The 22,776-nt window shown below is 68.6% G+C and carries 24 protein-coding genes and 1 tRNA gene; 10 read left to right on the top strand and 15 right to left on the bottom strand.

The window, feature by feature from the left end:
• Positions 1 to 2: 2 nt before the first annotated feature.
• Together EPL03_RS08835 and EPL03_RS08830 are read right to left on the bottom strand one after the other, a co-directional pair.
• Positions 3 to 1,775 (bottom strand): acyl-CoA carboxylase subunit beta, encoded by a 1,773-nt coding sequence (locus EPL03_RS08835; protein ID WP_135828975.1) that lies wholly within the window; start codon positions 1,773 to 1,775, stop codon positions 3 to 5.
• 150 nt (positions 1,776 to 1,925) lie between these two features.
• A complete protein-coding gene (locus EPL03_RS08830; RefSeq protein ID WP_135828974.1) occupies positions 1,926 to 2,471 on the bottom strand; it encodes an NUDIX domain-containing protein in 546 nt (181 codons plus the stop codon).
• Between the two features lie 202 nt (positions 2,472 to 2,673).
• On the opposite strand from EPL03_RS08830, the gene EPL03_RS08825 reads away from it, so the two are divergent.
• The gene (locus EPL03_RS08825; RefSeq protein ID WP_368277073.1) at positions 2,674 to 4,191 is read left to right on the top strand and encodes a phytoene desaturase family protein; all 1,518 of its coding nucleotides are present in this window, start codon (positions 2,674 to 2,676) and stop codon (positions 4,189 to 4,191) included.
• 57 nt (positions 4,192 to 4,248) lie between these two features.
• Here the strand turns inward: EPL03_RS08825 and EPL03_RS08820 are convergent, their stop codons facing one another.
• From EPL03_RS08820 to EPL03_RS08805, 4 genes are all read right to left on the bottom strand, one after another.
• Positions 4,249 to 5,163, bottom strand: coding sequence for a class 1 fructose-bisphosphatase (locus EPL03_RS08820; protein WP_135828973.1), 915 nt, complete (start codon positions 5,161 to 5,163; stop codon positions 4,249 to 4,251).
• Entirely contained in the window at positions 5,160 to 5,954 is a 795-nt protein-coding gene (locus EPL03_RS08815; protein WP_135828972.1) for a class I fructose-bisphosphate aldolase, read from the bottom strand. Before EPL03_RS08815 ends, EPL03_RS08820 begins: the two co-directional genes overlap by 4 nt.
• A gap of 159 nt (positions 5,955 to 6,113) precedes the next feature.
• A complete protein-coding gene (locus tag EPL03_RS08810; RefSeq protein ID WP_135828971.1) occupies positions 6,114 to 6,737 on the bottom strand; it encodes a helix-hairpin-helix domain-containing protein in 624 nt (207 codons plus the stop codon).
• 125 nt (positions 6,738 to 6,862) lie between these two features.
• Positions 6,863 to 7,531: a class I SAM-dependent methyltransferase gene (locus tag EPL03_RS08805; RefSeq protein WP_135828970.1), complete on the bottom strand. Its 669-nt coding sequence runs from the start codon at positions 7,529 to 7,531 to the stop codon at positions 6,863 to 6,865.
• Between the two features lie 110 nt (positions 7,532 to 7,641).
• Between EPL03_RS08805 and EPL03_RS08800 the strand changes: the two genes are divergently transcribed.
• Entirely contained in the window at positions 7,642 to 8,502 is an 861-nt protein-coding gene (locus tag EPL03_RS08800) for a 3-hydroxyacyl-CoA dehydrogenase family protein (RefSeq protein WP_135828969.1), read from the top strand.
• A 22-nt stretch (positions 8,503 to 8,524) separates the two neighbouring features.
• On the opposite strand, the gene EPL03_RS08795 is transcribed toward EPL03_RS08800, so the two are convergent.
• Positions 8,525 to 9,049: a hypothetical protein gene (locus EPL03_RS08795; RefSeq protein WP_135828968.1), complete on the bottom strand. Its 525-nt coding sequence runs from the start codon at positions 9,047 to 9,049 to the stop codon at positions 8,525 to 8,527.
• Between the two features lie 111 nt (positions 9,050 to 9,160).
• Here EPL03_RS08795 and EPL03_RS08790 point away from each other — a divergent pair, with 111 nt between their 5' ends.
• On the top strand, positions 9,161 to 9,922 hold the full coding sequence (locus EPL03_RS08790; protein ID WP_135828967.1) for a hypothetical protein: 762 nt from the start codon (positions 9,161 to 9,163) through the stop codon (positions 9,920 to 9,922).
• A 19-nt stretch (positions 9,923 to 9,941) separates the two neighbouring features.
• On the opposite strand, the gene EPL03_RS08785 is transcribed toward EPL03_RS08790, so the two are convergent.
• Positions 9,942 to 11,018, bottom strand: a complete 1,077-nt coding sequence (locus EPL03_RS08785; protein ID WP_135828966.1) for a phytoene/squalene synthase family protein — start codon at positions 11,016 to 11,018, stop codon at positions 9,942 to 9,944.
• 114 nt (positions 11,019 to 11,132) lie between these two features.
• Positions 11,133 to 11,714, bottom strand: coding sequence for a hypothetical protein (locus EPL03_RS08780; RefSeq protein WP_135828965.1), 582 nt, complete (start codon positions 11,712 to 11,714; stop codon positions 11,133 to 11,135).
• Between the two features lie 130 nt (positions 11,715 to 11,844).
• On the opposite strand from EPL03_RS08780, the gene EPL03_RS19930 reads away from it, so the two are divergent.
• Positions 11,845 to 11,994: a hypothetical protein gene (locus EPL03_RS19930; RefSeq protein WP_168216219.1), complete on the top strand. Its 150-nt coding sequence runs from the start codon at positions 11,845 to 11,847 to the stop codon at positions 11,992 to 11,994.
• Between the two features lie 16 nt (positions 11,995 to 12,010).
• On the opposite strand, the gene EPL03_RS08775 is transcribed toward EPL03_RS19930, so the two are convergent.
• Positions 12,011 to 14,233, bottom strand: coding sequence for an AAA family ATPase (locus tag EPL03_RS08775; protein ID WP_135828964.1), 2,223 nt, complete (start codon positions 14,231 to 14,233; stop codon positions 12,011 to 12,013).
• Positions 14,234 to 14,739: 506 nt separating this feature from the next.
• On the opposite strand from EPL03_RS08775, the gene EPL03_RS20635 reads away from it, so the two are divergent.
• Entirely contained in the window at positions 14,740 to 14,874 is a 135-nt protein-coding gene (locus tag EPL03_RS20635) for a DUF7128 family protein (protein ID WP_280178842.1), read from the top strand.
• A gap of 360 nt (positions 14,875 to 15,234) precedes the next feature.
• On the opposite strand, the gene EPL03_RS08770 is transcribed toward EPL03_RS20635, so the two are convergent.
• From EPL03_RS08770 to EPL03_RS08760, 3 genes are read right to left on the bottom strand one after another with little or no spacing between them, the layout of a single operon-like run.
• Positions 15,235 to 15,483: a DUF7508 domain-containing protein gene (locus tag EPL03_RS08770; RefSeq protein WP_135828963.1), complete on the bottom strand. Its 249-nt coding sequence runs from the start codon at positions 15,481 to 15,483 to the stop codon at positions 15,235 to 15,237.
• 16 nt (positions 15,484 to 15,499) lie between these two features.
• Complete coding sequence (locus tag EPL03_RS08765; RefSeq protein ID WP_135828962.1) at positions 15,500 to 15,928, bottom strand: DUF5796 family protein; 429 nt, start codon at positions 15,926 to 15,928, stop codon at positions 15,500 to 15,502.
• A 45-nt stretch (positions 15,929 to 15,973) separates the two neighbouring features.
• Positions 15,974 to 17,224 (bottom strand): NAD(P)/FAD-dependent oxidoreductase, encoded by a 1,251-nt coding sequence (locus tag EPL03_RS08760; protein WP_135828961.1) that lies wholly within the window; start codon positions 17,222 to 17,224, stop codon positions 15,974 to 15,976.
• Between the two features lie 154 nt (positions 17,225 to 17,378).
• Between EPL03_RS08760 and EPL03_RS08755 the strand changes: the two genes are divergently transcribed.
• The gene (locus EPL03_RS08755; protein WP_135828960.1) at positions 17,379 to 17,972 is read left to right on the top strand and encodes a DUF6149 family protein; all 594 of its coding nucleotides are present in this window, start codon (positions 17,379 to 17,381) and stop codon (positions 17,970 to 17,972) included.
• 6 nt (positions 17,973 to 17,978) lie between these two features.
• Here EPL03_RS08755 and EPL03_RS08750 read toward each other — a convergent pair whose 3' ends face one another.
• Positions 17,979 to 18,665: a hypothetical protein gene (locus EPL03_RS08750; RefSeq protein WP_135828959.1), complete on the bottom strand. Its 687-nt coding sequence runs from the start codon at positions 18,663 to 18,665 to the stop codon at positions 17,979 to 17,981.
• Between the two features lie 129 nt (positions 18,666 to 18,794).
• Positions 18,795 to 20,213, bottom strand: a complete 1,419-nt coding sequence (locus EPL03_RS08745) for an NAD(P)/FAD-dependent oxidoreductase (protein ID WP_135828958.1) — start codon at positions 20,211 to 20,213, stop codon at positions 18,795 to 18,797.
• A 609-nt stretch (positions 20,214 to 20,822) separates the two neighbouring features.
• Here EPL03_RS08745 and EPL03_RS08740 point away from each other — a divergent pair.
• From EPL03_RS08740 to EPL03_RS08725, 4 genes are all read left to right on the top strand, one after another.
• Positions 20,823 to 21,404, top strand: a complete 582-nt coding sequence (locus EPL03_RS08740) for an FxsA family protein (RefSeq protein WP_135828957.1) — start codon at positions 20,823 to 20,825, stop codon at positions 21,402 to 21,404.
• A gap of 100 nt (positions 21,405 to 21,504) precedes the next feature.
• A tRNA-Ile gene (locus EPL03_RS08735) sits at positions 21,505 to 21,578 on the top strand.
• A gap of 165 nt (positions 21,579 to 21,743) precedes the next feature.
• Positions 21,744 to 21,980, top strand: coding sequence for a DUF7563 family protein (locus EPL03_RS08730; protein ID WP_135828956.1), 237 nt, complete (start codon positions 21,744 to 21,746; stop codon positions 21,978 to 21,980).
• Positions 21,977 to 22,708 carry a hypothetical protein gene (locus tag EPL03_RS08725; protein ID WP_135828955.1) on the top strand — a complete coding sequence of 244 codons (732 nt, stop codon included), beginning with the start codon at positions 21,977 to 21,979 and terminating at the stop codon, positions 22,706 to 22,708. The genes EPL03_RS08730 and EPL03_RS08725 overlap by 4 nt, the downstream gene beginning before the upstream one ends.
• Positions 22,709 to 22,776: the final 68 nt, after the last annotated feature.

Below are 22,776 nucleotides of genomic sequence, written 5' to 3'. Positions count from 1 at the left end.
CCTCACAGCACGGTGCCGTGCTTCTTGTCCGGCAGGTCCTTCTCGACGCCCTCGTAGAACGCGAACCGGTTCTCCAACTCGGTCCGGAGCGTACTCGGCGGGACGATCTCGTCGATGACGACCTCGCTGGCCATCCGGTGGACGTCGATGTCCTCGCGGTACTCCTCGCGGAGTTCCTGCTCTTTGTTCGCGCGCTCGGCCTCGTCGTCGATTTGCGAGAGCTTCCGGGCGTACACCGCGTTGATGGCCGCTTCCGGACCCATGATGGCGATTTCGCCCGAGGGGAGACCCAGCACGCTCTCGGGGTCGTAGGCCGGGCCGCCCATCGCGTAGATGCCCGCGCCGTAGGCCTTCCGGACCACGACGGTCTGCTTGGGCACGGTGGCCGAGGAGGTTGCGTAGATGAACTTCTTGCCCTTCTCGAGGATGGCGTCCTTCTCGACCTGCGAGCCCGCCATGAAGCCCGGCGTGTCACACAGGTAGAGCAGCGGCACGTCGTAGGCGTCGCAGGTCCAGATGAACTCGGCGGCCTTCTCGGCGGCGTCGGGGAAGATGGCCCCGGCCCGCTGGGCGGGCTGGTTGGCGACGATGCCGACCGGCCGGCCGTCGATGCGCGCGAACGCCGTCAGAATCTCCTCGCCGTACTCGGGCTTGAGTTCGAAGTACGACCCCTCGTCGACCACGCGGTCGATTACGTCGGTCATGTCGTAGCCCTTGTTGGGTTCGCTCGGGACGATGGAGTCGATGCCCTCGGGCGACTTCGCGGGCGATTGCCCCTCGGTCTTCGGGGGCTTGTCGTCGGCGCTGTCGGGCAGATAGGATAGCAGGTCCGCGACCAGCTCGCGGGCGTGTTCCTCGTCGTCGGCCACGAGGTCGGCGCTGCCCGAGTGCTGGGCGTGGACGTCGGGACCGCCGAGGTCCTGGAGGTCGATTTCCTCGCCGGTCACCATCTCGACCATCCGGGGGCTGGCGATTGCCATCGCGGACATGTCCCGGACCATGACGGTGAAATCGGCGAAGACGGGCGTGTATGCCGCGCCGGCGATGCAGGGGCCGTAGAGGACGCAAATCTGTGGGACCCGCCCGGAGAGCATCGAGTGGTTGTAGTAGTACTTCCCGATGCCCTCGCGGTTGGCGAAGAAGCCGGTCTGCTGGTCGATGCGCCCGCCCGACGAGTCCATCAGGTAGAGGACGGGCTTGCCCGACTTGAGCGCGCGCTGTTGCATCCGGAGGAACTTCTCGACGCCCTTCTCGGCCATCGACCCGGCCTTGACCGTAAAGTCGTTGGCCATGAAGTGGACCTCCCGGCCCTCGAACTCGGCCGCGCCCGTGAGCAGGCCGTCGCCCGGCAGTCGGTCGTCGTTCCCGTCCTCGACCTCGGGGCTGTCGGCGTGCCACGCGTCGAAGTTGGCGAACTTGCCGTCCTCGAACAGCAGGTCGCCGAACCAGAGGTCGAGGCGGTCGCGCACGAACAGCTTCCCCTGGTCGTCGAGGCGGTCCTTGTACTTCTCGGGACCGCCCAGCTCGATGTCCTCTATCTCGGCCCACAACTGCTGTTCGCGCTCGGTCGGCCCGAGGTCGTCGCCGGCGTCGCTCCCGGCCGACCCACCCGACGGATTCCCGGCGGTCGCCGCGACTGCGGGGTCCCGGACGGCGGCCGGCGCGTCGGCCTCGCCCACGAACACTTCGACCTCGTCGCGGACGTGCTGGGCGAGCGCCTCCGCGATGGCGGACGCCTCCTCCTCGGTCGCGCCGGCGCTGATGCGGACTTTCATGGGTCGGAATGCGGCCAGCGATTTCAAACCGTTTTCCCTTTCGACGCGGCGGAATTTTCGGGGTGAACGGCCCCGGACCGTGTCACCCGTCTACGAGTCGGGGAAGCGGGCCGGCGGTCGAGCGTCGGAGAATCGAGCGTCGAAGGGCCCTCACGGGTTCGATTCGAGGTCTCCGGGGCCGTCGGCGGCCCGAGCGGCGGCCAGCTCCGCCAGCACCTCCTCGCGGGTCACGTCGCCGTCCGCGTAGGGGTCGGCCACTGCCTCGAACGGCTCACCGCCGTCGAGCGCGACGGCCCGTTCGACCGCGCGGCCGACCCGCTCGCCGAAAGTCGCCCGCAGGCGGTCGGCGGCCGTCTCGGGAGCGACCCACTCGTAGTCGTCGTGTTCGTAATTGAGAGTCACCGCCCGCTGGTCGGTTTCACAGCGGTAGACGAGGGCTACCATCGGATTCGCCGTCTCGCCGTCGAGCCAGCCGCCGTACGCCGCCTCGACCGGCGGGCCGACCGTGGCGTCGAGGCCCAGTTCCTCGCGGAGTTCGCGCCGGAGGCCGCCGACCAGCGTCTCGCCGAACTCGAAGGTTCCGCCCGGCGGCTCCCAGTGGTCGTCGACTCGCGTCACGAGGACGTCGCCGTCCGGACCGAACAGGACGGCCTTCTGCGTTATCTTCCCGACGAACGGCTCGGAGCCATCGGTCATCGTCCCCAGTACGTGCGCCGGGAGCGTCGAACCTGTCGGTCGACGCTCACGAGTCGCTCGCTCTGACCCGCCGAATCGAACGCTACGGAACGAGCGGTCCTCACGCGGCGGGACGAGCGCGGGTCGTGCCGTCGCTCGACCCCTCATCGTTTTTAACCGTCGCCGACGAACGTACCGAGACGACCATCTCGGCGAACTCGGAATCCGAACCGGAGGTGTCGAACGCATCCCGCCACTGACCGACCGAAACTTCGACGTCGCCGTCGTCGGCGGCGGCGTCGCCGGAATGAGTACTGCGGCCAGACTCCAGTCCGAGGGCCTCCGGACGGTCGTCCTCGAACGACACGACCACGTCGGCGGGTGTGCGGGCTACTACCGGCGGGACGGGTTCGCGTTCGACGTCGGCGCGACCACGCTCGTCGACTTCCAGCCGCGCGGCGTCGGCGGCCAACTGCTGGACGAAATCGGCTTCGACCCGCCCGACATCGACGTGCAGGACGCCTACGAGGTCCGGCTCCCCGACCGGACGGTGACGCTCTACCGCGACCGCCGGAGGTGGAACCGGGAGCTACGGGAGACGTTCGGCGACGACGCGGCCCACCGGGCGTTCTACCGGTTCCTCGAGCGGACCTCCGACGCGCTCTGGGAGATAGCGAGGGGCGACGTGAAGCTGCCGATGCAGAGCGTCGGCGACGTGGTCCGGAACGCCAGGACCCTCGGACTGGGGAACCTCTCCCTGCTCCGGTATCTCCGGTGGACGATGGCGGACGCGCTGAACCACTTCGGCGTGTACGACGACGTCGCCCTCCGCAAGACGGTCGCCGCGCTGGTCGAGGACACGGTTCACGCGACCCTCGAGGAGGCACCCCTGCTCAACTCGATACTCGGCATCTCCATCCGGAAGGCGGGCATCGGGCGGGCCGAAGGCGGCATGTACGGCTTCTGGACGGCGTTCGTGGACCACTACGCCGACATCGGGGGCACCCTCGAAACCGGCGCGACCGTCACGGAGGTAACCGGTCGGCGCGGGGCGTTCCGAATCGACACCGACTCCGGTCGGTACCGGGCCGAGCAGGTGGTGAGCGCGCTTCCGGTCGACCTGACGAGGAGAATCGCGCCGTCGGTCGTCGGGGACCGACTCGACGAACACGTCGAGACGTTGCGGGAACACGAAGGCGGCGCGGTCGTCGCGTTCCTCGGCGTGCCGGAGGAGGAGGTCGCCGGCCGCGAGTTCACCCACCACCAGATACTCCGGGACTACGACGAGCCGCTGGGGAACGGAAACAACATGTTCGTGTCCGTCTCGGCACCGGGGGACACCGTGAGCGCTCCCGAGGGCCACCGCGCCGTGATACTGTCGACCCACTGCGACGTCGACCCGTGGCAGGACCTCGACGACGAAGCGTACGAGCGCAAGCGGGAGGCGGCGGGCGAGCGACTGGTCTCGGGCGCTCGGACGGTGTATCCGGACCTCGGCTCGAATCCGGTGGTGTACGAGGTCGGAACCCCCGTGACCTACGAGCAGTTCACGAATCGGCCCCGGGGTGCCATCGGCGGATATCGGCAAACGCCGGCCAACACGAATCAGCGAGCCGTTCCGCAGGACGTCGGCGTCGACGGGTTCTACCTCGCCGGGGACACGACGTGGCCGGGACTCGGGACGGTCGCGTGTCTCGTGGGAAGTCGCATCGCCGCCGAACACGTTACGGGCCGGCGGTGAGCGTTTGCCGGGACCCGAAGGGCGTTCCCGACCCGAACGCACCGGCGGGCCGTCCGCTCAGAACCGCGCTTCCAGCCGGTCGACCAGCGCCTCGTTGCCGACGTACACCGGCGTACGCTGGTGGAGGTCGTCGGGTTCGACGTGGAGTAGCGACCCCGACCCGTCCGAGGACGCCCCGCCCGCCGTCTCCACGACGTAGCCGATGGGGTAGCCCTCGAACTGGAGTCGGAGTTTGCCCTCGGGGCGGGATTCGAGTTCGGGGTACGCGAACACCCCGCCGTAGGTCAGAACCTGGTTCACGTCGCCTATCATCGCGCCGCCGTACCGGAGCTTGAGTTCGTCCGCTATCTCGCCGGCGTAGTCGGCGAACCGGTCGGTCCAGTTGGGGACCCGGCCACCGAAGCCGTAGACGACGGGGTCGTCCGGGAGGGTCACGTCCTCGCGGACCGCGCGGCGCTCGGCGAGTTCGTCGCCCTCGCTCTCCAGCACGTACTCGGTGACCTCGCCGTCGCGTGCGACTACCATCGTGGTGATGGGACCGTAGAGGACGTAGGCCGCCGCCACGAGCTGTGCGCCCTTCGCGGGGAGGGCGGCGTCGTACACCCCGAGGATGGTGCCCATCGTGTTGTTGGGCTTGAGGTTCGAGGAGCCGTCGAGCGGGTCGACCGTGACCGCGTAGCCGCCGCTCGCGCCCTCGCCGCCGCAGTCCACGACGCCCTCCCGCTCCTCGCTGGCGAACTGGTGGATGCCGTCGACGGCGGCGAGTCGGCGTTCGAGGAGTTCGTCGGCCCACACGTCGGCCGCCAGCTGGGTCTCGCCGCTGGGGTTTTGCTCGTCGGCCTTCCGGCGTCGCCCGGCGAGTCCGGCCCGAATCTCGGGGGCCGACCGCGCCACGACCTCGACGGCGGCCGAGACCGGGTCGTCGGCCGCGACCGCGAAGTCGTCGGCGTCCGCGCGGTCGCCGTCGGTCATCCGTCGAGCGCCTCGTCGGCGGTCGCGCCCTCGAAGATGACCGCTTCGAGCGCGTCGAGGATGCGCTCGGGGTCCTCGCGCTGCCAGACGTTCCGGCCGACCGCCAGCCCCGCGCCGCCCGCGTCCATCACGGCCTCGACCGACGAGAGGAACTCGTGGTCGCTGACCTTCGAGCCGCCCGACATCACGACCGGCATCTGTGCGCCCGACCGGACCGCCCACTCCATCGAGTCGACGCTGCCGGGGTACTTGACCTTCGCCATGTCCGCGCCGAGTTCGAGCGCGATGCGGGTGGCGTAGGCGATGACGCTCTCTTTGGTGTCGTTCTTGAGCCCTTGCCCGCGCGGATACGACCACATGACGACCGGCAGGTCGTACTCGGAGTGGGCCTCCTCCTGGACCTCCCGGAAGTCCTCGTACATTTCGGTCTCGTGGTTCGACCCGGAGTAGACGGTGTAGCCCACGGCGTCAGCGCCGAGTTCGGCGGCGTACTCGACCGACCAGTTCCGGGGCGAGTGGGGCTCGCCCATCCAGAGGTTGCTGGTGCCGTTGAGCTTCGCCAGCAGGTTCACCTGGTCGTCGTAGGACGGGTAGTAGGTTTCGGCGACCCCCTTCTGGACCGCGAGCGAGGTGACCGCGTCGTGGGTCGCGGCCTCGAATATCCGCTCGGGGTCGAGCGTCTCGGGCACCGACCCGAAGTCGGCCGTGGGGCCGTGTTCGAGTCCGTGGTCGTACGCGAGCACGAGCGCGTTTCCGTCGCGGGTTATCGGGGACTCGTCGAGTGGAATCATTCGTTGTAATCTGGGACAACATCGCATAAGAGTCTACTGGTGACGCCCGCGACTGTGAACCCGTCTCAGAGGCGTCGAGGGTGCCACTGACGCCGTTTCCACTGGCCAGTTACTTACTACTCGAATAGTAAAAATCGAAGCTCTCCCCCGGTCGGTCGTTCAGGCGAGGTCGCGTGCCCGGTCGCGCCACTCGGTGACGCGCTCGGCGTCGAGTCCCAGCGAGTCGGCGACGTGTTCGGGGTCGGCCGTGGCGAGACTCCGGACGGAGGTGACGCCGCCGTTGGCGAGTACCGCGGCGACCGACTCGTCGACGCCCGGCACGTCGGTCACGGGGTCGGGCCTGCTGCGCTCGCGCCACGCCGCCTCGGCGGCCTCGGCGGCCCCGCTTCCGTCGGTGGTCGCCTCCCCGGTCGGCGTCCAGTCGCCCTCGGTCGGGCCGGGGGGCTCGGGGTCGGGCGACTCCCAGTCGCCGCTGCTGGCGGCGACCCACGCCCGCTCTTCGTCCTTGAGACCCCGGACCTTCTCGGAGCGCTCGTCCAGCGACCCCTCGTCGGCCCCGAGCGACCACGCCAGCGAGTGCTCCTTGCGGAGCCGCGCGGCGACGCCGGGATTCACGCCCGCGTCGACGAGCATCTCGTAGGAGACGGACTTGTCGGCGATGCCCGCGCCGTCGTAGTCGGCCTCGGCGAGCACCTCGGCGGTCGCGGGGCCGACGAAGTGGATGTCGGTCAGTTCCTCCACCTCGTTCGAGTCTCCGTCGTCGGGGGCGTCGTGTTGGCTCACGGGGAGGTCACCGGTTAGTTCGGACTCACACTGACGGGGCTTGAATTTTTTGCCTGCGCCGAACGGGAGCCGGCGGCCCGTCCGACGGGCGTCCGACGACGCCGTCGCGTGCGCGCCGGCCGCACTCACTGCGCGGGACGGAACGCCCGGAACACGTCGCGGTCGGTCGTCCGCGACTCGACCTGTTCGAAGCCCCGCTCGGCGAACACTCGCTTCCAGTTCCGGTAGTACAGCGGGAGGTCGCCCTCGACGTAGTTCACGTCCTGCGCGTCGGCGTCTCCGCCGCCGCCGTCCTCGACGTCGCGTTCGCCCGGCGGGTGGTCGGTGGTCCCGTTCGGGCCGCCTTCGTTTTCCACGGTCACGAGCAGTTCGCCGGTGATTCGCGCGAGTTCGTCGAACACCCACTCGTGGTCCGGATGGACGTGCTGGAGGGTCTCGACCGAGTACACCGCGTCGAAGCGGTCGTCCGCGAACGCCTCGGCCGCGTCCTCGATGGTCTCGGCGTAGAAGGTCCCCGCGTCGAACAGGTCGGGGTAGGCATCGGCCATCACGTCGAACGCCTCGTCGTTGAGGTCGACGCCGTGGAGGTCGTCGTACCCCCGTTCGTGGAGGTGCGCGAGGTGGCGACCCGCGCTACAGCCGAGTTCGAGGACGGCGGCGTCGGTTCCGACCGACGAGTCGAGGCGGGCGCGAACCAGTTCGCTGGTCTCGTTCGGGCCGTAGTAGGCGTAGTAGTCCGGCGAGTACGCACCCGACCGCTCGGCCCACTCCCGGAGGACGTCGTCGGAATTCACTCGTAGGCAGTGGGGGCCCCGTCGGAAAACCCCGTCGGCAGGCGGCCGGCCGGCGCGCCCGCCAATCGCGCTTCGGTAAGCTTACGGCTCGGCCGGAAGAATCCCCGGCCATGGTACGCACGCTCGACAGCATCGAGACGGTCGGCGTCGTCGGCGCGGGAACGATGGGCAGCGGCATCGCGCAGGTCGCGGCCCAGGCGGGGTACGACGTGGTGATGCGCGACATAAAGGAGGCGTTCGTCGAGGACGGGTTCGACACCATCGAGGAGAGTTTGGACCGGTTCGTCTCCAAGGAGAAACTGAGCGAGGCCGAGGCCGAGGCGACCCGCGACCGCATCGCGGGCACCACCGACCTCGCGGACCTCGCGGACTGCGACGTCGTCGTCGAGGCCGCCGTCGAGGACATGGAGATAAAGCGGGACATCTTCGCTGACCTCGACGAGGCGGTGCCCGAGGACGTGGTGCTGGCGACCAACACCTCGACGCTCTCGATTACGACCATCGCGGCCGCCACCGACCGCGAGGAACGGGTCGTGGGCCTCCACTTCATGAACCCCGTGCCGGTGATGAAGGGCGTCGAGGTCGTGGTCGGCGAGAAGACCGACGGCGAGGTGACCGAGTTCGCCCACGCCCTGGCGGAGGACCTCGGCAAGGAGACGTGGGAGTCCGACGACAAGCCCGGCTTCGTCACCAACCGCATCCTGATGCCGTGGCTCAACGAGGGCATCCGGGCGTACGACGAGGGCGTCGCCTCCAAGGAGGACGTCGACAAGGGGATGAAACTCGGCACGAACGTCCCGATGGGGCCGCTCGAACTCGCCGACCACATCGGGCTGGACATCTGTCTGGACGCCAGCCAGACCCTCCACGAGGAACTGGGCGACCGGTACAAGCCCGCCTACCTGCTCAAGCGCAAGGTCGACGCCGGGGACTTGGGCAAGAAGACCGGGCAGGGCTTCTACGAGTACTGAGGCGCGCGCCGGCTTCGGCGGCTCACTCGCACGCGTACGGGTCGTCGATAGTGGTCCCGGCCCCAGGGTCGCTGTGTCGTTGGTGGAGACTGATTCGTCGCTCGTCCTCGTTTCCGAGTTCGACCACAGCGTCCGAATTGAGCTTGCACGCGTCGAACTCCATGGTGGCACCATCGGAGGCGGTGCTCGCTTCGAGAGTGTAGGTCCCGGGCTCGGAAACGGAGAGGGCCTCCGTCCCGTCACCGCCCGCGACGGTCACCTCCGTTTCGTCGTGGATAGCACCGTCGAAAGTGAGGATGCGCACTGTCACCGTCCGCTCTGCTTCGAGGTCGTTGACGACCACGACGCCCCACGGCCCGTAGTCGTCGACCGCGGATTGTGTCGACGTGTCCGCGGTCGATGCGGTGTTGGTCGAGTCGGTTTCCGACTCGTTGGTGTAATCCGTGCTGGATTGCTCAGTTTCAGTCGATGTACAGCCGGCGAGGAGGACGGAAGCGAGGCTCGTAACGGCCGCTTCGAGGACGGCTCGTCGGCGTTCGTCGGGCACGCGTGAACTGGGCCGCGTGGCGACCATCAGTTTTGCGGGAACTGTGACAGTCCACCACGCGTCGGCGAGCGCTCGCGGAACGACTAAGTTTCGAGCGTTCGGCCCCCGAGTATGGACGATTCGTTCGAGGGATTCGAGTCGAGCGACGCCGACTGGCAGGCAGCCTACCGGGCGATTCTCGACGCCTGTCTCCCCGACCCGCTCGCGGTCGAGGAGTCGGCCGCGACCGTGCCACGGACCAACGCGGTCGCCGCGCTCGCCGACGCCGACGACTCGTCGGCCGAGCCGATAGCCGCGCTCACGCGCGAGCAGGCCGAGGCCCTGCTGGCGTCCCTCGACGCCGGGAGCGTAGTCGACTGCACGGGGGACGCGGTCGGCGTACTCTTCGACCCGGCCGACGACCGACCGCGAGCCGACCAGCGTTGGGACGTCGCGACCGACGCGCTCGCCGACGAACTCGAACGCCTCGTCTCCGAGGCGAACGCGCAGCGAGCGGGCGAGACCGACCGGGAGATAGAGGCCGAACTCGAAGCCATCGCCGAGGAGATTCGCGACCTCGGGTCGGGCGAGGGCACGCCCGACCCCGACGCGCTCGGCGACGACGAGTCCGAGCGGTTCCGCGAACTCCGGGAGGAGTTCACCTACTACAAGCAGTTGCAGGAAGCTAACTCCGACCCGCCGCTCGCGCTCGGCGACAGCGTGGCGCGCCTGCCCCTGAATCTGCCCGCGGGCGCGACCGACCCGCTGGCCGCGTTCGGCGAACTGGTCGAGGCGGCCGCCGGACTACGTGACGCGGTCGAGCGGGGAGAAATCGAGGGCATCGACGAGTGCCTGAGTCGGCTCGCGGACCTGCTCGACGACCGCGCGGAGTAACGACGAACGCGCCGAGCGACTACGACGGCGAGAACGACTCGTCTTCGAGTTGCGCCCGGAGTTCGTCGATCTGCTCGCGCTCGACGTCCTGGGACTTGAACAGCTGAATCAGGCCCATCACCTCCGAGCGCGAGACCTTCACGCCGCCCTCCTCGACCACGTCCTCGGGCCGGTCGAGCAGTTCGCGGCTGGTTCCGACCGCGAGCAGGTAGGGAATCGCCCACGCTTCGAGGGTGTTGCCACGCGACTCGGGCAACGCTTCGAGGTAGCGCTGGGCGTCGTCCATGTAGCCCCGCGCGTGGTCGGTGACCCGGCGGATGACGCCCGCGACCGCCGTGTGGTTCTCGGGGTCGGTGACGTTCGACGGGCTGACGCCGTGTTCGCGGAGCCACGCGGCCGGCAGGTAGACGTTGTTCTCCTCGCGGAAGTCGTCGGAGACGTCCTTGGCGACGTTGACCAGTTGCAGCAAGAGCGCGAACCCGCGGGCGTTCGCCCGCAGCACCTCGGCCCGCCGGTCGTCGACGTCCTGGGCCAGCAGGTTGGTGATGAGTTCGCCCACGGTGCCGGCCGCGTACCAGCAGTACTCCTCGAGTTCGTCGATGGTCCGGATGCGAAGCCCGCCCTCGTCGGCGTAGCGGTCGACGAACTCGGCCATCCCGCCGACCAGTTCGCTCACCGGTGGATAGATGGCCGCGCGGGCGTCCTCGCCCAGCGACTCGAAGGTGGCGACGACGCGGGGCGCGCGCGCCACCACGTTCCAGTCCTCGGCGTCGGCCTCGTCGACCTCGTCGCGCTCGGCCGGCAGCCACGGGTCGACCGCCTCGCGGAACTCCGCGACGGTCGTCTCGTCGTCGGGGTCGAGCGCGCGGTCGTACAGTTCGAGCAGTCTGGCCTGCTCCTCGGGCGGGATGTGGCCCGCGTCCTCGACGGTATCGGCGACGCGACACAGCAGATAGCCGACGCAGATGTAGGAGGCCATCGGCTCCTCCAGCACGTCGATGGTGATGGCGAACGTCCGCGAGACTCCCTGGACGGCCTCGAAACACCAGTCGAGGTCGGCATCGACACGGCGCTCGGTAGGCGGCGTCGTATCCATTGATTGGGCGACGCTATGGGCCCGAGAGTGAAAAGCTTGGGCAAATGGTTTACGGTTTACCGCCGAGTCGGGCGGCCCGTCCGACGCGGAATCGCGACCGTGCGGGTACCGCGACTACCGCGACGCCCCGGCGAGCGCGCCGCCCGACGCGAGCAGCCCCGCGATGCCGGTCGCCAGTCCGAGCAGCCAGACGCCGGTGGCGGCCAGCGACGCCGCGACCACGGCCGTCTGGACCGCCAGCGACGGCTCGACCGACACCGCGCTCCCGACGACGGTCAGCCCGCCATAGGCGACGACGAGCGGGAGGCCGACGACCAGTCCCAGCGGCGCGAGCGCGCGGTCGAGCCACGGCGGAATCGTCGCGACCAGCGTGGCGAGCACGTAGCTCGCGATGGCGACGACGAGGACCGCGAGCACCGTCAACGTCCGGTCGGTCGGCCGGAGCGCGAGCCGAGCGTACGGGTGGCGGGCGGCCAGCGCCGGGACGTCCGCGAGCGAGGTGACGACGACCGCGAGGAGGTAGCTCCCCGCGAGCGCGGCCACCGCGTACCCGGCGTGGGCGACACCGAGACACGGCCGACCGGAGGGACAGCCGCCGGTCGCGTCGCGGTAGACGAAGTACAGCGTCGGGACCGCGAATGCGAGGAGCGGGAGCGCGAGGCTTCGGCGGGGCCGGAGCGAAGCGAACGGGTCCATGTTTGGTCGGTCGGGCGGCGGCGACCTAAAGGTGGGTGGGCGGTCTCGAAACCGGCGAGCCCTGGCAGTTCGAGCGCGAGCGGTCGGCGAACCGTAAGACAGATTCGGTTAGTCTTCCGACGAGAACTCGATGCCAGAACGACCCGACGTACCCTCGAATCTCGGCGTGAAGGCGATACTCCTCGGCATCGAACTGACGCTACTCGGCCGGTTCGTCTTCGAGAGTATGGCGCTCGTTTTGGTCGGGGCCACACTCTGCACCGTCGGCGTCTTCCTCTGAGGCCGACGCCCGTCGCTCACTCCAGCGACGGGCGGACCTTCTCGACGGCGGCCTCGAAGTGCTTGTCCTGGACGCGAATCTCGTCGGCGTTCTCGTCGGCCTGCTCGACGCCCCACGCGTCGGCGGCCTCCCGGATGGCTCGCATCGAGGCGTCCCGGACCACGGCTTCGAGGTCGGCACCCGTGTACCCCTCCAGTTCCTCGGCGAGTTCGTCGAGGTCCACGTCGTCGCCGAGGGGCTTGTCCTCGGCGTGGACCGCGAGGATAGCCTTCCGCCCCTCGGCGTCGGGCGCGGGCACCTCGACGTGTTCTTCGAGTCGGCCGGGCCGGAGGAGCGCGGGGTCGATCGCGTCCCGGCGGTTGGTCGCCGCGAGCACGACGAGGTTGGGGTTCTCGGCGAGGCCGTCCATCTCGGTGAGGAGTTGGGAGACCACGCGCTCGGAGACCCCCGCCCCGCCGCCCATCCCGGCACCGCGCTCGCCGGCGACGGCGTCGATCTCGTCGAGGAACACGATTGCGGGGCTGGCCTGTCGCGCCCGGTCGAAAATCTCCCGGACGGCCTTCTCGCTCTCGCCGACGTAGCGGTCGAGCAGCTCCGGCCCGTCGACGTGGATGAAGTTGACGTCGGTCTCGCCGGCCAGCGCCCGCGCGAGCAGGGTCTTGCCCGTGCCCGGCGGGCCAAAGAGGAGGATGCCCGACGGCGGGTCGGTGTTGGTCGTCGCGAACAGGTTCCGATACGCCAGCGGCCACTCGACCGCCTCGGTCAGCGTCTGCTTGGCCTCTTCGAGTCCGCCCACGTCCTCGAAGCCGACGCCGGGCGCTTCGGCCACGAACTCCCGCATCGCGGAGGGCTCGACCGACGCCATCGCGGTCTCGAAGTCCGCGCGCGTGACCTCGACGTCCAGCAGCGCCCGCTCGTCGGCCCCGGCGTCCCGGGCTCGCCGGAGCGCGGCCATCGCGGCCTCGGTCGAGAGCGCCTGCATGTCCGCCCCGACGAAGCCGTGGGTCGTGGCCGCGAGGTGGTCCAGGTCGACGTCGTCGGCCAGGGGCATCCCGCGCGTGTGGACCTCCAGTACCTCGCGCCGGCCGGACTCGCCAGGCACGCCGATCTCGATTTCGCGGTCGAACCGGCCGCCTCGGCGGAGCGCGGGGTCGATGGCGTCGACGCGGTTGGTCGCGCCGATGACGATGACCTGTCCGCGGCCCTCCAGTCCGTCGAGCAGCGAGAGGAGTTGGGCCACCACGCGATTTTCCACGTCGGACTCCTCGTCGCGCTCGCCCGCGATGGCGTCTATCTCGTCGAAGAAGATTATGGTCGGGGCGTTCGTGCGGGCCTCCTCGAACTTCTCGCGGAGCTTCTCCTCGCTCTCGCCCTTGTACTTGCTCATTATCTCCGGGCCGGAGACGGTGATGAAGTGGGCGTCGACCTCGTTGGCCACCGCTTTCGCGATGAGGGTCTTGCCCGTGCCGGGCGGGCCGTACAGCAACACGCCCTTCGGGGGCGTGATGCCGACCCGCTGGAATATCTGCGGGTTCGAGAGCGGCAACTCGACCATCTCGCGGACGCGCTCGATCTCGTCGTCGAGCCCGCCGATGTCCTCGTAGGTCGCACCCGTGGTGTCCGGCGGGGCGTCCTCTCCGCCGGCCGGCCCGCCGCCGACCGGGATGGAGACGCTCCCGGAGCCGCCGGTTCCCGAGCCGGCGCGGGTGCCGGAGCCGGAGGACGGCGTCGAGACGCCCGAGACCGTCACGGACGTATCGTCGGTCACGCGGACCACGCCGTCGGGGTCGGTCCCGGCGACGTGGAAGGTGCCGTAGTCGCCGAGGCGCTCGATGCGGACGCGCTCGCCCTCCTTGACTGGCCTGTCCCGGAGCGTGCGCTTGAGCGCCGTCACCAGCGTATCGCGGTCGTCGGCCTCGAACGTCGCGGTCGGCGCGAGCGCGACCGAGTTCGCGTCCTCGATGGAGACGGGCCGGACCGTCACGGCGTCGCCGATGCTCACGCCCGCGTTGGCCCGCGTCTCGCCGTCGATCTGGACGGTCCCGCCTGCCACGTCGGGGCCGGCCGGCCACACCTTCACGACCGTCTCGCGCTCGCCCTCCACGACCACGGTGTCGCCGCTCAGCACGCCGAGCGTCGACCGGGCCGACTCGGGGACGCGGGCGATTCCCCGGCCCGCGTCTCGCTTCTCCGCGCCCTGGACGGTCAACTCGACCGCGGCGGAACCCTTCGTCGTCATGTCAACTCCTCTGTCCGCTTTGGCCTTGAGGGTTCCCCTCCCGTCGCGTCGGCGAGTCGACTTTCGGGTCGGTCGTATCGATGGACGCTCGTCTCGGGAGTACTGGCCGGTCCACGTCGGCGCACGCTGATTCGATTTTCTACGGTCGGCGCGCGCTGGCGTGACCCTCGTGGTCACGCCAACTCGTGCGAGGGCTGAGTAGCGCAGCACCGCGAGCAACGCAAGCGGCTGGGGAGGACGAGGCTCTCGCGGCTGCGGTGCTGGGCGGTTGCGGTGCTGTGCTGTGCTGTTGCGGGGCGGTGCTGTGCGGTGCGGGTGCGGTCACTCATTTGTCGAGGCGATAGCTAGCTCGATTCGTCCCATCCTCGCCGCCCCTGGAAACCCGACATAGCCCATCCTCGCCGCCCCTCGAAACTCCACACAGCCCACCCTCGCCCCGACTCGAATATCACACCCGCCGGTTCCTCGGGGCAAGGGATTAGTCGAGCGAACGCGTACCGACAAATATGGTCGAGACGACCGAGCGCGACGGCGCGACGTGGTACCGGTGTGAGGGGTGCGGGATGATGTTCGACGACGAGGCCGACGCCGAGCAACACGAACAGAACTGCGACGAGGAAGACCCCTCGTACATCCAGTGAGTCGTCGTTCCGTTCGCAGCGTCCTGACCGTCGTGTATCCCTGACCGTCGTGTGTTCCTGACTGTCGTGTGTCCCTGACTGTCGTGTGTCCCTGACCGTCGAGCGTAGCCTTGGATTCGGAGTGGACGGGAATGGTGCTAGCTTCTGCCTCGACAAATGAGTGACCGCACCCGCCCCGCACCGCACCCGCACAGCACCGCGGCCGCAAGAGCCTCGTCCTCCCCAGCCGCTTGCGTTGCTCGCGGTGCTGCGCTACTCAGCCCTCGCACGAGTTGGCGCGACACGAAGGTCGCGCCAGCGCGCGCCGACGTGGAAAATAGAAGCCAGCGCGCGCCGACGCCAAAAGGAACGAAATCGAAGTCACAGCCCCGTGCGCTCACGATGTTCGGCCGCCAGTTCCTCGGCCTCGGCTTTCGTCGCACACGCCTCCCACCGCACCTGCTCGCCCGACCCGTACGCCAGCGCGTCCTTGAGTTCGTCGCGCAGGACGCCCCAGTCGACCGCGACGACCGCGCCGTTCCCGTCGCCGAGTTCGTAGACGCCGTAGCGTTCGGGGGCCGAGCCGACCGCCCCGCGAGTCAGGTCCCGCCAGCGTTTTGGCAGTGGCACGCTCGATTCCTCCGGGTCACTCCTCGTTGACCAGTTCGTAGGACGCCTCGCCGAGTTCGTCCTCCTCGAAGACGAACACGCGGCCGCGAGCCACCTCGGGGTCGGCCTCGATTTCGGTGGCGTAGCCGTCGAGCCGCACCGTGACGCCGGGGAACAGCTCTTCTTCCTCGCCGGGGTCGAGCATCACCCGGCCGACGCCCGAGGTTTCGAGGATGTCGTCGTGGGTGTCGCGGTCGTTGACGTAGGTCAGCACGCCCTCGGTCTCGGTCGGGTCGGTCACCAGAATCTGGACCAGTTTGCCCGGTTGGGCCCGAAGCGTGCCCGCGACCTTCTCGGGCGCGCCGTGGTAGAAGACCTCCCGGCCGTCGGTGTACTCCACGACGATGCCGTCCGCGGTGAGTTCGACGCCGATGGTGTCCGGGGCGACGTCGTTTCGCGCGCTCATGGCGACTCGTTCGGCCGGAGCCGGGAAAAGGAGTGTGCTTCCGCGCTACTGCTCCTGGGGAATCGCCAGCTTCTCGGGGTCGAAGTCCTTCTCCAGCAGGACCTCCTTCTGGTCGGCGACCTCGACCTCCCGGCGGATGAGGTCCTTGTACTTGCCCTGCGGCGCGATGTCGCCGATGAGGACGCCCCCGACCAGCTTGCCGTCCTTGAACGCGAGCCGCCGCCACTCGGTGTCGCTGTACTTGCGCTCGCACTCGTCGTCGCCCAGCGTCGGGAAGCCAAACGAGAGGAACGGGAAGTCGAAGTGGGTGATGGAGTACGAGGAGACCCAGCGGAACGACTCGGTCTCGTCGTCGGTCACCATGTTCTTCGCGGCGATCTGGCCCTGCTCTTTGGCCGAGCCCCACGAGCCGTTCTGAGCGTGCTCGTCGAGGATGACGTCGTAGTAGCGGGTGATGTCGCCGGCGGCGTACACGTCCTCGACGCTGGTCTGCATGTACTGGTCGACGACGACGCCGTCGTCCTCCTCGATGCCGGTCCCCTGGAGGTACTCGGTGTTGAAGTCCAGCCCGATGGCGACGCCGACGAACTCGCTGTCGTACTCCTCGCCGTTGGCGTCGACCGTCGAGACGACGTGGCCGTCGTCGTCGGTCTCGAACCGCTCGACGCCGCTTTCGAGCACGGGCTCGACGCCCTTCTCTTCGAGCGCGTCGTGGATTATCTCCGCGCCGTCGAGGCTCAGGCCGTAGCGCCACCAGCGGTTGCCCCGCATGATGTACTTGGCGTCGACGCCCTGTGCGGCACAGACCGCCGCGAGGTCGATGCCGAGCAGGCCCGCGCCGACCACGACGCCGGTGTCGGCCTCGCTGGCGTGTTCCTGAATCTTGCGGGCGTCCTGAAACGTCCAGAAGTGGTGGATGCCCTCGGCGTCGGCGTTCTCGATGCCGAAACTCGACAGGTTGGCCGGCGTCCCGCCCGTGGCGACCAGCAGCTTGTCGTATCCGAAGGTGCCGCTGTCGTGGGTGCGGACCTCGTGGGCGTCGACGTCGACTTCGGTCACGAACGTATCGAGTTCGAGGTCGATGTCGCGCTCGGCGTACCACTCGGGCTCGTGGATGGAGATCGGCGCTTCCGGTAGCTTTCCTTTGGCGAACTCCTTGATGAGGATGCGATTGTAGAGGGCTTCGCCCTCGTCGGTGATGACGGTCACGTCGGCGTCCGGAGCCTCCTCGCGGATGGTCTCCGCGGCGGAACTCCCCGCGATACCGTCACCGATTATCACGAACGAATCGCTCATACGAGACGGTTCATCTTCGGGGTTAAAGTGGATTGCTATCTGCGTATCGTGACAGGGATTCACGAACGACTGGAGCGGACGCGCTCGCGACCGACCGTCGGACGACGGGTGGCGAACGGACGCGCTTTTGGGGGTCGGGCCCCAACCACCGTCCATGAAGATACGCCAGAACGTCCGTCACTTCGCGTCCCGGAAAGCGCTGGAGCTTCCGGTGGTCTCGGACCTCGTCTCCGAGAAGCTGGTGGACCTCCACACCGACGTCTTCCTCGAACGAGCCGACGCCGACCACCGCGAAGCCCGTCGCGACCGACTCGACGCCTTCTTCGACGCCACGATGGACACGTACCTCGCGGCCCTCCAGCAGGGCGCGCCCGAGGCCGAGGCCCGCGAGATAACCCACGTCCAGGCCAACTTCGAGTTCTACAACCACGGCTGGACCGAGATGATGGAGTTCCCGGTCGAGGAACTGGGCGACCACTACGACCGCTACGAGACGTTCTTCCGGCGACACGGCATCAGCATCGACGACCCGCTCGGGGAGTTTGCGCCCTCTGGTGGACTCCCCGACGCGCCCTCGACCCCCGAGAAGCTCGACGAGCCCGTCCATCCCTACGCCGAGGGCGGCTTCGCCGACGACGTGTACGTCGAAGGGCCGGACGGCGAGGTTCACGTCGGCGGACGGGACGAACCCAGCGACGTGGACGTCTCGCGCGCCCCCGGCGTGAGCGACGAGGACGCCGAGGCCTGACCGACGCTACTCCTCGCTCTCTTCGGCTTCGTCCTCGTCGGCCGTCACTTCGCTTTCGTCGGCCGTCTCCTCGGCGCGCTCGCCGGCCTCCTCCATCTGCTCGGCGGCTCGTTCGCCGCCCTCCTGGACGGTGTCGGCGGCCTCCTCGCCGCCTTCACGGACGCGCTCGGCGACCTCCTCGCTCCCGCTTTCGACCTGCTCGGCGACCGTTCCCCCGGTCTCCTCGATGCGGTCGGCGGCCGCTCCGGCGACCTCCTCGGTCTGCTCGGCCGCCTCCCCCGAGCGCATCTCCGTCCGGTCGGCGACCGTCTGAACTTGCTCGGTCGCCTGGTCGACCACCTCGTCGACCGACCCCATCCGACGCTGCAACACGTACCCCAGTCCGGCGACCGCCCCGAGGACGAACAGCGTCGCGAGCGTTCCGCGGCCGCCCCGCTGGCTCGTCCGCTCGCGGTCGTCGGTCGCCGCTCGGCGGCCGCGCTCGGCGGCCGCCTCGACGACCGCCGACGACCCGTCCCCGCGCCCGAACAGCGAGCCGACCGCCGAGCCGAGGTCGATCACGAGGAACGCGCGACTGCGCTCGCCGTCCGACCCGGCCCGCTCCATCGCGGTCGTCACCGCCGTCGCCGCCCGCTCGCGGGCGTCGGTCGACCGTCCCTGCTCTCCCCCTTCCGAACTCAGAACGCTACTCATTGTGTTTCCCCACGCCGGGCGATACATCGAAATCGCGGAAAAGTGTTCGGGCGGCGAGAGCTGGCGGGGTCCGAGTAGTCGGGTCGCGTGACGACGGGCGCGCTCGGCGTCGGTCGCCGACGCTCGGACTCACTCCGACCGGGCGGCGTCCGGTCGAACGACCTGCTTGCGCCCGGCGATCCGGTCGGCGCACTCGTAGCCCGCGACGATGCCGCCGTTCAGACTGCGCTCGGGGTACTGGGCCCGACTCGCCATCCCGGCGTAGTAGAGCCCGTCGGCGACCGCCTCCGAGAGGTCGTACGGGATGACCGTGTCGAGGTAGCCCCGCTCGTAGATGGGCGCGGCGCGGGGGTTGCGCGCGAGTCGGAACTCCTCGACGTGCGAGCGGTCCCAGTCGGGGAACATCTCCGCGACGTGGTCGAGCCACAGCTCCTCGATGTCGTCGTCGTCCATCCCCCAGAGGTCCTCCTCGTAGTCCTGAACGTAACTGGCGACGTACAGCAGGTGGTCGCCGCCGTAGTTCTCCGGGGGCATGTAGTTGGTGTGCTCGATCAGTGCGCCGAACGGCGCGTCGTGGCCGACGTTGAGCCAGTAGGTGTCGGTCAGCGGTTCGTCCATCGTCACCAGTGCGCAGACCGCCCCCTGGAAATCTATCTCGCACTCGTAGCCACAGAGCGCTTCGAGGACGTTGGGCATCGCCGCGACGACGGCGGCGTCGACGTCGTGGGTCTCGGTGGTGACGCCGGGGTCGGGGCTCTCGACGCCGCCGTCGGCCTCGGCCGCTGCCTGCGTCGAGTCCGGAGCCGCGTCGTCGTCGACCGCGACCGTCATCCCGTTCACCGCGCCGTCCGCGAGGTCGAGGTCGGTCACGCGCGCGCCGGTCGTGATGTTCTCCTCGCCCACCTCGGCCACGAGGGCGTCGAGCAACTGGCCGAACCCGCCTTCGAGGTAGCCCAGCGGTTCGCCCCGGAGCAGGTCGCGCTCGCCCCGGAACTTGATGCGGCCCAGCAGCCAGGCCGCGCTCACGTCGCCCTTGCGGTCGCCGAACTTCGCGTCGAGCAGCGGCTCGAAAAAGCCCTCGTAGACGCCCCGCGACGTGTGGTCGAGCAGGAACTCCTCGATGGGCACGTCCTCGAAGTCCTCCAGGTTCTCGTAGGTGTCGAACGTCGGAATCCCGCCGCGCACGTCGATTTCCTGGGTGAGCATCGCGAGCCGGAACTTGTCGTAGACGCTCATGTGGGGGTAGGCCAGAATCTCCCACGGCTTGTCCATCGGGTGGACCGTCCCGTCCCAGTAGTAGGCGTTCTTCCCGATGGGCCAGGTCAGGCGCTCGCCCAGGCCCAGTTGCTCGATCAGTTCCACGATGGTCTCCTCGGAGGCCGAGAGATGGTGGTAGAACTTCTCGATCGGGTCGCCCGCCGTCTCGTAGACGGCCGCCAGCCCGCCGACCTGGTCGCTGGCCTCGAACACCTGCACGTCGTGGTCGTGCTGCTGGAGCCGGTAGGCGGTCGCGAGCCCCGCGATTCCCCCGCCGACGATGCCTATCATGCCTCGCGGTTCGCCGGGAATCGGCAAATGCCTTGTTACTCTTCGCGACCCTCGGGTCGATGTGCGTCCCCGAATCGGCAACCGTTTCCCCCTTCGGCGACTTCGCGGTCGCCGAGAGTCGCTCCAAGTCCAAGCCCCGCGAAACGCTCGGAGTAGCGGGTTTCGGTTTCCCGCCACAGTCGACGACTGACAGCAACCGAGGAACGGCGTGCTACTACACGTCGACCTCGGTGCGCGTTGGCAGACTCCTTCCATGTCGGCGCGCGCTGGCGCGACCCGTCAGTGGTCGCGCCAACTCGTGCGAGGGAGGCGGCCGCTTTTATGCGGCCGCCGAGGCTGGGGAGGCGTGAGGCTCGCCGTCGCGATGCGGTGCTGGGCGGTGGCGGTGCGGTTCTCATAGGTCGAGGCAGTAGCTAGCTTCACGCTGTCGTTCACTCGACAACCCCGAATCGTCGTCTACTCGACAACGTCACGCCCTCGTTCGCGTTCGACACGCCAACGCAGACAGTCGACTCTCCGCGACCCGAGCCGACTCTCCGTACCTAAAGCGAGCCGACTCCCCGTACCTAAAGGGTTTTACCGTGCGAACGACTACCCAGACACAGGAAAATGCTGAAACGCGCCCTGTTCGCACTGTTGCTCATCCCCCTTCTAGACGCGCTGTTTCTCGTCTTCGTGGCGACCCGGCTCGGCGCGGTGCTGACGGTCGCGCTCGTGGTGCTGACCGCGCTGGTCGGCACGCTGTTCGTCCGGGCCGAGGGCCGCCACACCATCCGGAAGCTCCAGAAGACGCTGGCGGAGGGCGAGATTCCGACCGACGAGCTCACCGACGGCGCGCTCCTCATCGCGGCGGGCGCGTTCCTGCTCACGCCCGGGCTGGTGACCGACGCGGTGGGCTTCCTGCTGGCGTTCCCGCCGACGCGCATCGTCGCCCGCGAGGCGGCCCAGCGCTGGGTCGTCGAACCCTACGTCGAGAAGAAGACCGGCGGGTTCGCCACCGGCAACGTCTATACGTTCGGGTTCCCGAACGCCGAGGACGTCGGTGCGGGGTCGAGCGGTGGTGGCGCAGGCCCGCGTACCGGCGGGGCCGACACGACCGGGACCGACGCGTCGGACGCGTCCGGGGACACGTACCGGGTCGACGACGACTCCTACGACATCGAGTTCGAGGACGGCGACGAGAAGCGGTAGTCGGGCGCTCCCCCGGCGGAAACCACGCGAGGGCGCTCCGAACGCCTCCCGAAAGGAAACGCTTAAAGGTTCGAGGGGGCAACCACAGAGTACGCCGAGCGGGCCAATAGCTCAATCAGGTTGAGCGCTCGGCTGATAACCGGGAGGTTCGCGGTTCAAATCCGCGTTGGCCCACTGGTTTTGCGGACGTTCTTCAGCCCACGCAGTTTCGGGGCTTCAACTTCTCAGAGTTTCGTTTTCAGGGTTTTCACGAAACTGGAAGCGACGGCTTTCAGATAATCTCGGTAGGTTTCCAACCGGCCCCCTACGCAGTCCGTCGATTCTCGTAGCCGAGCCGAGGTGGTCGGCGTGACGACCGCTTTGGCGTTCACCGCCGAGCAGGGCGAGTGTCGCCACTGCGGGGCGTTCGTCACCGACGAGTTCCGGCGCGTCTTCGGAGACGACCACGACCGCGCTCACCGCTGCTCGGAGTGCGACACCTACGCGCGTCTCTCTCGCGGGAGCGCCGCCGGGTGCGAGGTCGAGATACCCGACCCCGAGACCTCGCCCGGTCGTCACGGAGGTGAGCCAGCGTGATCGAGAAGTCGACGGACGCTAAGCGGACCATCCTCCATCTGTTTGCCGACGTTGGTATCGAGGACGAAGTTCTCGCCACGTTCGGCGAGGTGACTCGCGTCGGCATCGAACCGGAACCGAACCCGTTCAGTACGGTCGTTCAGGGCGACGCACGCAACCCTCCCGTCTCGCGGAAGTTCGACTTAGCGGTCGCACACCCACCTTGTCAGAGGTTTTCCAGAGCGACAGCAGGAACCGGAGCAAGAGAGGACCACCCGGACTACATCGACGAGGCGCGCGAAGTGTGCCGTCGCTTGGCCGACCACTACGTCATCGAGAACGTTGAGCAGGCTCCACTCCGTGACCCCGTGAAGCTCACAGGAGGGATGTTCGGGATGGGGATTCACTACCCCCGAGCGTTCGAAACGTCGTTCCAGACCTCACGGCCCGAGACGGCTCCTCGTTGGAGCCCTGAAACGGGACCGCTCGCCGAACAGGGCAAAGAAGGGCAAGCGTGGGTCGGTACAAACGATGGTTGGCGGTTAGCGAAAGGATACGCTCACGACTGGCCCGCTCGGGACCTCAAGCGCCACGCGGTCCCCGCGCCGTACCTTCGGCGACTACTCTACCACTGGATGGCCGCCCGCGAGGACGGGACAAGTAGTCAGCAGATAGGTCTGACCGAGGTAGCAACGGATGGCGGTCAGTCCAGCACGGACATCGAGCAACCGGGAGGCGGTCAGGCGTGAACGGGTTCGTTCGGGCGAGCGAACTCTACGATGTCGAGACCGGCGAGCGACGGCACTACACCGACGTG

This window comes from Halorussus halobius, assembly GCF_004765805.1.
GTDB lineage: Archaea > Halobacteriota > Halobacteria > Halobacteriales > Haladaptataceae > Halorussus > Halorussus halobius.
Note: the sequence above shows the minus strand (reverse complement) of the source record. Positions and strands in the feature narration are given on the sequence as shown.

Coding starts and splice junctions, on each gene's coding strand:
- EPL03_RS08835 (WP_135828975.1), bottom strand. CDS start 1,775: ATGAAAGTCCGCATCAGCGCCGGCGCGACCGAGGAGGAGGCGTCCGCC.
- EPL03_RS08830 (WP_135828974.1), bottom strand. CDS start 2,471: ATGACCGATGGCTCCGAGCCGTTCGTCGGGAAGATAACGCAGAAGGCC.
- EPL03_RS08820 (WP_135828973.1), bottom strand. CDS start 5,163: ATGACCGACGGCGACCGCGCGGACGCCGACGACTTCGCGGTCGCGGCC.
- EPL03_RS08815 (WP_135828972.1), bottom strand. CDS start 5,954: ATGATTCCACTCGACGAGTCCCCGATAACCCGCGACGGAAACGCGCTC.
- EPL03_RS08800 (WP_135828969.1), top strand. CDS start 7,642: ATGGTACGCACGCTCGACAGCATCGAGACGGTCGGCGTCGTCGGCGCG.
- EPL03_RS08790 (WP_135828967.1), top strand. CDS start 9,161: ATGGACGATTCGTTCGAGGGATTCGAGTCGAGCGACGCCGACTGGCAG.
- EPL03_RS08785 (WP_135828966.1), bottom strand. CDS start 11,018: ATGGATACGACGCCGCCTACCGAGCGCCGTGTCGATGCCGACCTCGAC.
- EPL03_RS08780 (WP_135828965.1), bottom strand. CDS start 11,714: ATGGACCCGTTCGCTTCGCTCCGGCCCCGCCGAAGCCTCGCGCTCCCG.
- EPL03_RS19930 (WP_168216219.1), top strand. CDS start 11,845: ATGCCAGAACGACCCGACGTACCCTCGAATCTCGGCGTGAAGGCGATA.
- EPL03_RS08775 (WP_135828964.1), bottom strand. CDS start 14,233: ATGACGACGAAGGGTTCCGCCGCGGTCGAGTTGACCGTCCAGGGCGCG.
- EPL03_RS20635 (WP_280178842.1), top strand. CDS start 14,740: ATGGTCGAGACGACCGAGCGCGACGGCGCGACGTGGTACCGGTGTGAG.
- EPL03_RS08765 (WP_135828962.1), bottom strand. CDS start 15,928: ATGAGCGCGCGAAACGACGTCGCCCCGGACACCATCGGCGTCGAACTC.
- EPL03_RS08760 (WP_135828961.1), bottom strand. CDS start 17,224: ATGAGCGATTCGTTCGTGATAATCGGTGACGGTATCGCGGGGAGTTCC.
- EPL03_RS08755 (WP_135828960.1), top strand. CDS start 17,379: ATGAAGATACGCCAGAACGTCCGTCACTTCGCGTCCCGGAAAGCGCTG.
- EPL03_RS08750 (WP_135828959.1), bottom strand. CDS start 18,665: ATGAGTAGCGTTCTGAGTTCGGAAGGGGGAGAGCAGGGACGGTCGACC.
- EPL03_RS08745 (WP_135828958.1), bottom strand. CDS start 20,213: ATGATAGGCATCGTCGGCGGGGGAATCGCGGGGCTCGCGACCGCCTAC.
- EPL03_RS08740 (WP_135828957.1), top strand. CDS start 20,823: ATGCTGAAACGCGCCCTGTTCGCACTGTTGCTCATCCCCCTTCTAGAC.